The 6,552-nt window shown below is 28.0% G+C and carries 8 protein-coding genes; all 8 read left to right on the top strand.

Going from position 1 to position 6,552, the window contains the following annotated elements:
• Positions 1 to 173 precede the first annotated feature (173 nt).
• Positions 174 to 800: a hypothetical protein gene (locus KQI16_RS03050; protein ID WP_216432129.1), complete on the top strand. Its 627-nt coding sequence runs from the start codon at positions 174 to 176 to the stop codon at positions 798 to 800.
• 160 nt (positions 801 to 960) lie between these two features.
• The gene (locus KQI16_RS03045) at positions 961 to 1,296 is read left to right on the top strand and encodes a rubredoxin-like domain-containing protein (protein WP_119865977.1); all 336 of its coding nucleotides are present in this window, start codon (positions 961 to 963) and stop codon (positions 1,294 to 1,296) included.
• 24 nt (positions 1,297 to 1,320) lie between these two features.
• Positions 1,321 to 1,563 carry a CDGSH iron-sulfur domain-containing protein gene (locus tag KQI16_RS03040; RefSeq protein WP_119865976.1) on the top strand — a complete coding sequence of 81 codons (243 nt, stop codon included), beginning with the start codon at positions 1,321 to 1,323 and terminating at the stop codon, positions 1,561 to 1,563.
• Positions 1,564 to 1,704: 141 nt separating this feature from the next.
• Positions 1,705 to 2,526, top strand: a complete 822-nt coding sequence (locus KQI16_RS03035; RefSeq protein WP_216432128.1) for an HAD family hydrolase — start codon at positions 1,705 to 1,707, stop codon at positions 2,524 to 2,526.
• A 96-nt stretch (positions 2,527 to 2,622) separates the two neighbouring features.
• Positions 2,623 to 4,002 (top strand): methyl-accepting chemotaxis protein, encoded by a 1,380-nt coding sequence (locus KQI16_RS03030; RefSeq protein WP_164704106.1) that lies wholly within the window; start codon positions 2,623 to 2,625, stop codon positions 4,000 to 4,002.
• Positions 4,003 to 4,185: 183 nt separating this feature from the next.
• Positions 4,186 to 4,671 (top strand): permease, encoded by a 486-nt coding sequence (locus KQI16_RS03025; RefSeq protein ID WP_216432127.1) that lies wholly within the window; start codon positions 4,186 to 4,188, stop codon positions 4,669 to 4,671.
• Complete coding sequence (locus tag KQI16_RS03020) at positions 4,668 to 5,198, top strand: permease (RefSeq protein WP_216432126.1); 531 nt, start codon at positions 4,668 to 4,670, stop codon at positions 5,196 to 5,198. Before KQI16_RS03025 ends, KQI16_RS03020 begins: the two co-directional genes overlap by 4 nt.
• 318 nt (positions 5,199 to 5,516) lie before the next feature.
• Positions 5,517 to 6,552 (top strand): 5-methyltetrahydropteroyltriglutamate--homocysteine S-methyltransferase (locus tag KQI16_RS03015; RefSeq protein WP_216432124.1); only part of this gene is annotated, 1,036 nt, incomplete at its 3' end.

Genomic DNA, 6,552 nt, shown 5'->3' with positions numbered 1-6,552 from the left:
TATGAACAATCAAAGGCTGGAGTGCCCTTGGAGCAAATTTTTCAAGCCTTAAAAATTGCCTAGGAGGAGTCTATTCAATTTTTATGGTAAATAATGCTATGAAATTTGCTCATTTATAATATAATAAATATATTAGATTGTTTCTAAATGTTAATTTATTGGGGGAGAAGATATTGAATAAGGAATATAAGAAACTAAGAAAGCAGCTTACTAAAGAAAATAGAAAGGTATTTACTCAAATAGAATTATATCTATCTAACAATAATATAAAAGAAAAGATATATAAGGAAAAGTTAAATGAGATATTATTAAAGGCTCTCGAAGCTCAGAATCAAGGTCTATTGATAGAGGATGTCGTGGGTTATGATTATATTAACTTTTGTAAGGAGTTTATAAAAAACTCTTCTAAAAGGAGCTTGTTAGAATGGATTATAAACTTTTTATATAAAATAATTAATTATCTAGGGATTTTTCTTATTATTTCAGTGTTAATAGAGTATAATAATATTTTTATAGATAAATATGATATAAGTTTAAATATTCCATATTTTATTAATTTAATTATTTATGCAGTATGTATCGAGTTTATTAATACTTTTAAGTATAAAGTCTTTTTTATAGATAGAAAAAATATAGGAGTCTTAGTAGTATTAATTTCAATTTTAGCTAGTCTTTTTTCTGTATATTTCAATGAGATTTTTCTTGCAAAAGAATATGTTTTAAAAATAAATATTTTTATATTATTAATAATTTTTGGAATTAACTTATTATTATATAAATTAAAATCAATTTATTTTTAATTGTTCTAATACTAGTTAAATTCATTTTATATTTTATATAGCACCTTACAAAGAACTTCTCAATTTTAAATAAGAATATATTTTAAAAATTTTATAAATAATAACCATATGAAATTATTTTTTAATTTCATATGGTTAATTTTTTAAGGAGGTAATAAAATTGAAAAAATTATTTAAATGTACAGTTTGTGGATTTGTGTGGGAAGGAACTGAAGCACCTGAAAAATGCCCAAAGTGTTTAGTTCCTAAAGATAAATTCGTAGAATTAAGCAAGGAAGAAGCTGATAAAATCTATTCATCAACTCCAACAAATGATATTCATATAGAAATTATTCATTTAGCTACTAAAATTGCTCAATTATGCGATGAAGGTATAAAGATGGAGCTTGATGCAAAATGCGTAACATCCTTTGAACAAACTAAAAATGAAGCATGGACTATCAAACAGAGAGCTAAGGCTGAAATAGCAGGTCATGTGTCTAATGGAAAATGGTAATTAAAAGATAAAAGGAGATTGATTATGGAAAAGAAGACAATTACTAGCGGACCAATAACTGTAGAACTTCAAAAGGGAAAAAAATATGCCTGGTGTACATGTGGAGAATCAGAAAAAGAACCATTCTGCGATTTTAAAGGTCATAAGGGAACAGGCTTAGGACCAATGTATTTTGATGCAGAAAAAGATGGAATAACATATTTATGTGGATGTAAAAAAACTAAAAATCCACCTTATTGTGATGGAACCCATAATCAAAAGGAATAAAGAAAATATAGGGGATATACTAAAAAAGGCTGTTTTACAGCCTCTTTTTAATTTATATATCTTTATAATAAGAGAATTATGTTATAATCAAAAATTAGATTATAATATAACTAAAGTAAAATTTATAGGAAGTGTGAAAGTATGGAGTTATTTGTTTCAGATTTAGATGGGACCTTATTAAATAAAAACAAGGAAATATCAGATTATTCAAAAAAAGAATTAAATAGATTAATAGAACAGGGAGTAAACTTTACTATTGCTAGTGCAAGAACTCCAGCTACCGTTGTAGATATTTTAGAGGGAATTAATATCAAAATCCCAGTAGTTTTAATGAATGGAGTATTAATTTATGATATAGCAAAACAAGAATATATAAAAATTAATAAGTTAGAGGATACTGTAGTAAAGGGAGTTTTAGATATTTTAAAAAAATATGATAAGAATTGCTTTTTATATGGTATAAAAGATAACCATATTTTTGTTTATTATAGAGGAATAATAAATAATCCAGAAAAAGATTTTTATAATGAGAGATGTGAGAAAAAACTAAAGACCTTTGTAAAAATAGATGATTATTATAGTCTTCTAGAAGAGATGGAAGTAATTAATTTTGTATTATTTGATGATTATGAAAAAATAAAAGCTATATATGATGAACTAAAGTTAATAGAAGGTTTATATGTGGATTATTATAAGGACATATATGGGGAGGGCTATTATTTAGATGCTTATAGCAGCAAAGCCTCTAAGGCAAATGGAATAAAGGAACTAGAGAGATATATAAATTGCGATAAACTTATTAGCTTTGGGGATAATGTTAATGATATTCCAATGTTTAAGATATCCGATGAATGTTATGCTGTGGAAAATGGAGCAGAAGAGTTAAAAAGGATAGCAACAAAAGTCATAGAGAGTAATGAAAAGGACGGAGTAGTAAAATTTATTAGTAAATACAGCTCATAATCTCCTTCCAAATATATTAAAGTTTACTTAAAAGTAGAAAGTTATGTTAATATGCTGTATAATTTTATTATATACTTTACAATCTTTGGAGGAATTATGATAAAGTTTAGAAAAAATCAAAAAAGCAAGTCTGAATTTAATACTGTTAATACTATAAATGAAAATATACTATTAATGGCTATAGATAATTTATTAAATGAAAAATTAATCTATATTGATGAAAAAGAAATAGGATCAGCAGAGCTTTCAAAAAAGTGGAATAAACTTATAGATAAGATAAAGGCAGATAAAGTAAAGAACTTACTTAGCCTAGATACTATATTATCAGAAATGACGAGAATGGATTCTTTAAGAGATATAATAAAAAGTACAAGCACTCAGACTGAGCAAGTAAATAATTTCTATAACAGCATTAAAGAAATGATAGCTTCAAGTGAAGAAATATCAAGTTTTTCACAGGATGTAGCAAATCATACACAGGATATTACTGGAATTGCAGAAGCTGGTGTGGAAAAAATAGAAAAATCCATGGATTTTATTGTTGGATACTTTGAAAAAGCGAAAAATATAAATAAAGAAATGGATGAAGTAAGAGAAAAAACAAAATCTATAAACCAAGTAATAACTTTATTAAAGGGAATAGCAAATCAAACAAATCTATTAGCCTTAAATGCTGCTATTGAAGCTGCAAGAGCAGGAGAAAATGGCAGGGGCTTTGCAATAGTTGCAGATGAGGTAAGAAAACTTGCTGAAGATACTAGAATATCCTTGGAAAATGTTATGAAGGATATTGAGGCTTTAAATTTAGCAATAGACAATTCCTCTAGTCAAATTGAGAAGTCTATAGAGGAATTAGATACAGGAAAGAGCATTATAAATGAAGCATTAATGCAAATACACGATATATCTAATTCTATTAATGAAATAGACGAAACTATAAATCAAGTTGCTTCAAATATGGAAGAACAACATGCTATTACAGAAAGCTTAACTAATGGAATAGAAGAAATAGCTAAAGAATCAGATTTTATAGAAGAAAAAAGTAAAAGTATTGGAGAATACATAAATAATTCAAGCAAGCATGTACATGGTTTTAGAAAAGAATTTTTAAATAAAAGAGAATTCTTAGATGATAAAACAATGATGGAAATTTTTAAGACAGATCATTTAGTTTGGAAGTGGAGGGTTTATAATACTTTCCTAGGCTATGAAAAATTAGAACCAGAAAAACTAGCTGATTTTAAATCTTGCCGTTTAGGAAGATGGTATTATGGAAATGAAGGTAAGAAATATAGCAGTCTAAAAGAATTTAAGGAGATGGAAGAATCTCATCAAAAGGTACATGAGACAGCTAGTAAAGCTATATCTGCCTTTTATGAAGGTGATACAGTTAAGGCTGATAAGTATCTTGACAGTATGGATACTTATTTAAGTCAAATGTTTAAATATTTAGAGGATATTAAGGGTATTATTTAAGAATATCCTAGTGGTAAGATTAATTTTATAAGTTTTATAGCAAAAACTCTGACAGATTAGTTTGTTAGAGTTTTATTTTTATGTTTTTACAATTGTTTATAATTAAATTCTGTTAATAATTATCTCATTAATGTTTATAAAATTAATATAATAATATTATTAAAAAGTTATTGGAGTGAAATAATGAGCAGCTTTTTTCTTTATTCAGCAACAGTTATATTATTTTTATTATCATATAAAAAAGATAAGAAGAAAACTAAAAAGGCTTTTATTAAGGGGTTGAAATCTTTAGAAAATATTTTGCCACAGTTTTTAGGAATAGTTATTTCTGTTGGCTTAATTCTTGCCATACTAACACCTGAAACTATAAGGGGCATACTAGGAACTAATTCAGCTTTCCTTGGCATAATATTATCAGCCTTAATTGGAACTATTGTTATGATGCCTACCTTTGTAGCTTTTTCTACAGCTGATATGCTTATAAATAATGGAGCAGGAATGGCGCAAGTTGCAGCCCTTGTATCAACTTTAACCTTAATTGGTTTAATAACAATTCCTTTAGAAGCAAAATATATAGGTAAAAGAGCTACAGTTTATAGAAATATAATTGCCTTTATTTTTTCAATTTTAGTAGCATTTTTTGTTGAGAAGGTGATTGTATTATTATGATTAAGAAATTGATTAAAAGATATTCCTTTTTTCTAGTGATGCTTTTAGTATTGTTAATAGTTTTTATTTGGAATAAAAATCTAGGTTTAAAGTCTCTAAGCTCAATTTTCTCAAGTATAAAACAGATGATTTCAGTAGTCCCGCCAATAATGCTTTTACTAGGACTTATAGATGTGTGGCTTCCTAGGGAAACTATGATGAAATATATGGGATATGATTCGGGAATAAAGGGAATTATTCTTTCCATTCTTATGGGAACTATTGCTGCTGGCCCTATGTATGCAGCCTTTCCCTTTACAAAAGTTCTACTTAAAAAAGGGGTTAGATTTAGGAATATAATTATTTTTATGAATGCTTGGTGTGTAATCAAAATATCTACCTTAATGTTTGAAGTTGGAGCTTTAGGATATAAGTTTACCTTGGCGAGATTTTTAATAGATCTTCCAGGAGTTATAATAATGGCTTTTTTAGTTGAAGTTCTAATGCCGAAGGAAGAGTTAGAAAAACTTTATTCAGTTAGGAGTTAGGAGTGTAGAGTGTGGAGTTAGGAGTGTAGAGTGTGGAGTTAGGAGTTAGGAGTGTGGAGTTAGGAGTTAGGAGTGTGGAGTTAGGAGTTAGGAGTGTGGAGTTAGGAGTTAGGAGTGTGGAGTTAGGAGTTTGGAGTTAGGAGTTAGGAGTGTTTTTTGAGCTTAATATTATAGTGTAATCTTTAAAATAGAGTTATGTAAAATCAGCAGATTTTCATAACTTTTTTATTAACAAAAAATGAAAAGTGTAATAGTGATAAGATTATATATAAATTTATATGGTATAATATTCTAGACAAAAAATAAGGAGGGTTATTTATGACAAAGGAATTATTAGGAAAACAGAGATTACAAGTACCCTACAGAAATGATATTGTTGGAAGTTTTCTTAGACCAGAGGAATTAAAAAAAGCTAGAAGACAATATGAAAATGGGGAAATTACAAGGACCGATTTAAAGGCTGTTGAAGATAAGGCAATAAGAGAACTTGTAAAGAAAGAAAAGGCAGCTGGCTTAAAATCTGTAACAGATGGGGAGTTCAGAAGAAGCTGGTGGCATTTAGATTTTATGTGGGGAATTCATGGTGTTGAATATAAGAAAGTTGAAAGAGGATATCAATTTAAAGGAGAGGAAACAAGGGCAGAAACAGCAGGAGTTTTAGGAAAAATAAAATTTACTGGCAATCATCCATTCCTTGAACATTATAAATTTTTAAAGGAAGTGGCAGATGAAGAGGGAGTGGAAGCAAGACAAACTATTCCTGCACCAGCTCAATTGCTGTTAGAATTGCAAAGACCAGAAAATATAGCAGATGTAAAATTTATATATCCAAATCAAGATGACTTAATAAATGATATAGCAAAGACTTATAATCAAATAATTAGAGCTTTTTATGATTTAGGCTGTAGAAATATTCAGTTAGATGATTGTACTTGGGGAACTTTTTGTGATAGAAATTTAATAAAACTTCTTGGATATACAGAAGAACAAGTAAAAGATACTTTAAATTTATTTCTTAAGTTAAATAACTTAGCTATTAAAGATTTACCAGAAGATTTAATAATCACTACTCATGTTTGTAGAGGAAACTACCATTCTACTTACGCAGCAGAAGGACCTTATGATCTAGTAGCAGAAACTTTATTTGCTAATGCCAATGTAGATGCTTTTTATCTGGAATTTGACGATGAGAGATCAGGCGGTTTTGAACCTTTAAAATATGTTCCAAGAGATAAACAAGTTGTACTAGGTCTAGTATCCTCTAAAACAGGAAAACTTGAAAGTAAGGAAACTATTATAAGAAGAATAGAAGAGGCGACTAAATACCTGGATTTAGATCAAATATGTTTAAGTC

Origin of the sequence: Caproiciproducens sp. MSJ-32 (assembly GCF_018918055.1) — a bacterium.
GTDB lineage: Bacteria > Bacillota > Clostridia > Clostridiales > Clostridiaceae > Clostridium.
The sequence above is the reverse complement of the archived record's forward strand: the minus strand, read 5'-3'. Positions and strand labels throughout refer to the sequence as shown.

What these genes read in the sequence shown, in the direction of transcription:
- KQI16_RS03040 (WP_119865976.1), top strand. Translation starts at nt 1,321, where the DNA reads ATGGAAAAGAAGACAATTACTAGCGGACCAATAACTGTAGAACTTCAA.
- KQI16_RS03035 (WP_216432128.1), top strand. Translation starts at nt 1,705, where the DNA reads ATGGAGTTATTTGTTTCAGATTTAGATGGGACCTTATTAAATAAAAAC.
- KQI16_RS03030 (WP_164704106.1), top strand. Translation starts at nt 2,623, where the DNA reads ATGATAAAGTTTAGAAAAAATCAAAAAAGCAAGTCTGAATTTAATACT.
- KQI16_RS03025 (WP_216432127.1), top strand. Translation starts at nt 4,186, where the DNA reads ATGAGCAGCTTTTTTCTTTATTCAGCAACAGTTATATTATTTTTATTA.
- KQI16_RS03020 (WP_216432126.1), top strand. Translation starts at nt 4,668, where the DNA reads ATGATTAAGAAATTGATTAAAAGATATTCCTTTTTTCTAGTGATGCTT.